The sequence below is a fragment of the Streptomyces sp. WM6378 genome (assembly GCF_001279695.1).
Taxonomy (GTDB): Bacteria; Actinomycetota; Actinomycetes; order Streptomycetales; family Streptomycetaceae; genus Streptomyces.
This window is the reverse complement of record NZ_LGDD01000097.1, coordinates 1-2197: the sequence shown is the minus strand read 5'-3', so window position 1 is coordinate 2197 and position 2197 is coordinate 1. Positions and strand designations below refer to the sequence as shown.

Below are 2197 nucleotides of genomic sequence, written 5' to 3'. Positions count from 1 at the left end.
CGCCGGCCCCGGCGCTCGATCAGCGCCGCCACTTCCTCGCGGGCGGCCTCCAGTCCGGGGTCGTCGTACTCGCCGTAGCGGGTATCGCGAGTTCTGGAGCCGGACGAGCTCCGCCGGGGAATCCGTTCGCAGCGCCGTACGGCGATTGACTAGCGTGGCGAGCATGGGCATGGGCATCGAAGATCACCAGAACCTGGTCCGCTTCGGCGAGGGCGGGCCCGCGCGCCGGACGGACCGAGCGACGGGGGCCGTGGTCGGCTCGGCGGTGGGCGATGCGCTGGGGGCGCCCTTCGAGTTCGGGCCGCCCGGGATGTATTCGGGGCGGTTCCCCGACGGCGTCGGCGCGATGTGCGGGGGCGGCGGCTGGGATCCGGGTGAGGCCACCGACGATACGCAGATGGCTGTGCTGGTCGCCGATTCGCTGCTGGAACGCGGCGGCCTCGAACCTGCCGACATCTTCCGGCGGTTCCAGCGCTGGGCGGTCTCCGACCCGAAGGATATCGGGCTCCAGACCGAGGACGTCCTGACGAACGGCGAGCCCTGGGACCTCGCGGCCGCACTCCACTTCCAGGTCAACCGCCGTGCGGCGGGCAACGGTTCACTGATGCGGGCCACCACCGCTGCCGTGTACTTCGCGGACGCCGGGCGCGAGGCGACGATGGCCGCGGCCCGCCGCATCGCCGCGCTCACCCACGGAGACCGGGCCGCCTGGGAGGGCACGGCGATCTATCACGACCTGATACGCGCCGCGCTGACCGGCGCCGATCCGCTGTCGGCCGTGCCGAACGCGCTGGCCGCCGTCCACCCCGACCACCGCGCCCGCTGGTCGACGGTCCTGGCACCCGACTGGCATCCCGACGACGCGACGGAGTTCAACGGCGCGGTCTGGCCCTGCCTCGGCTCCGCCGTGTGGGCCCTGCGCACGACCGACTCGTTCGAGCGGGCGCTCGGCGCGGCGATCGACCTGGGCGGCGACACGGACACGGTCGCGGCGGTGACCGGCGGCCTGGCCGGCGCCCACTACGGCCTACGATCCATCCCGGCCCGCTGGACGACCCCACTGCACGTCCCCCTGCCGGGATTCGGCGACCGGGTCCTGGGGGTGGCTGAACTGGGCGTGCTGGCAAGGGAGTTGAGCGTGGGAGCGGGTGCGGGCGCCCGATCGGGGGCGGGGGCGGCTCAGGGTTCTGGTTCTGGTTCTGGTCCGAATTCGGCTTCGGGCTCGGGCTCGGGCTCGGGCTCGGGCTCGGGCTCGGGCTCGGGCTCGGGCTCGGGCTCGGATTCAGGTGCGACGGGTCATGCGCCGGACTGAGAACCCGTAGCGGAACATCCCGGGGTGCTGGTGCCGGCGGCGACCACTGGTCCCTACGAAGCGGCGGTACGCCACGTCCGGCGGGCCGGTGAGACGGCCCGCGGCCGGGCGCCGACCCGCTTTGGCCACATCCGGAAATCAGCCCGGGGTCAGCGCGCACCCGCGATACGCAGCGCGGCATCAGCGGTGGCCGCGGCGAAGACGGCGACATCGCGGCCCGGCGCCGAGCGGTGGATCAGGATGACGCCCTCGATCAGGCCGAACACCAAATCCGTACGCAGCGCCAGCACATCCGCGCCCAGGCCGGCGCAAGCCTCGGTCCCGGCGAGCAATTCCCCGTACGCGGCCTTCAGCTCGGCGCGGTTCCGGTGGAACACGGCGAAGCGCTCGGCGCGCACCTCGGGGAGCAGATAGAGCGCCCCCAGGTTGTACGCACCGCCGCACAGCAGCTCCACGTCCGAGCGGCACAGTTCACGCAGCCGGTCCTCGGCGCTGCGCGAGGCATCCCCGAGGAGCCGTCGCGCGAGCTCCAGGGAGGGGGTGACCGTCGACTCCAGCAGCTCGGCGAGCAGGTCCTCCTTGCCGGAGAAGTAGTGGTACATCGTGGCCTGCCGAAGCCCCACCCGGTCCGCCACCGCCCGGGTCGTGGTCGCCGCGTATCCGTGCAGTGTGAACAACTCGGCGGCCGCGCACAGCAGTTCATCCCGTGCGGCCAGCCCACTGTCCGGCCGCTGCACAGCCCGCGGCCGCCCGACCCTTCGCCCCGTTGTGACACTCATAAATCCGATCGTCGCACACGCAGCTGAGGAGGGCCCGGGGCGACGTTTTCCACCCCCCACGGGAGGGGGGAGGGGCCCCCCCCCCCCCCCCCCCCCCCCCCCCCCC

At 73.3% G+C, this 2197-nt stretch carries 2 protein-coding genes; one reads left to right on the top strand and one right to left on the bottom strand.

What is annotated here, in order from left to right:
* Positions 1 to 169: 169 nt before the first annotated feature.
* Positions 170 to 1312 carry an ADP-ribosylglycohydrolase family protein gene (locus ADK54_RS11340; RefSeq protein WP_078966306.1) on the top strand — a complete coding sequence of 381 codons (1143 nt, stop codon included), beginning with the start codon at positions 170 to 172 and terminating at the stop codon, positions 1310 to 1312.
* A gap of 149 nt (positions 1313 to 1461) precedes the next feature.
* Here ADK54_RS11340 and ADK54_RS11335 read toward each other — a convergent pair whose 3' ends face one another.
* Positions 1462 to 2091: a TetR/AcrR family transcriptional regulator gene (locus ADK54_RS11335; RefSeq protein ID WP_053725452.1), complete on the bottom strand. Its 630-nt coding sequence runs from the start codon at positions 2089 to 2091 to the stop codon at positions 1462 to 1464.
* Between the last annotated feature and the right edge of the window lie 106 nt (positions 2092 to 2197).

Bases quoted from the DNA above. Each gene is read 5' to 3' on its own strand.
- ADK54_RS11340 (WP_078966306.1), top strand. From the start codon at position 170: ATGGGCATCGAAGATCACCAGAACCTGGTCCGCTTCGGCGAGGGCGGG.
- ADK54_RS11335 (WP_053725452.1), bottom strand. From the start codon at position 2,091: ATGAGTGTCACAACGGGGCGAAGGGTCGGGCGGCCGCGGGCTGTGCAG.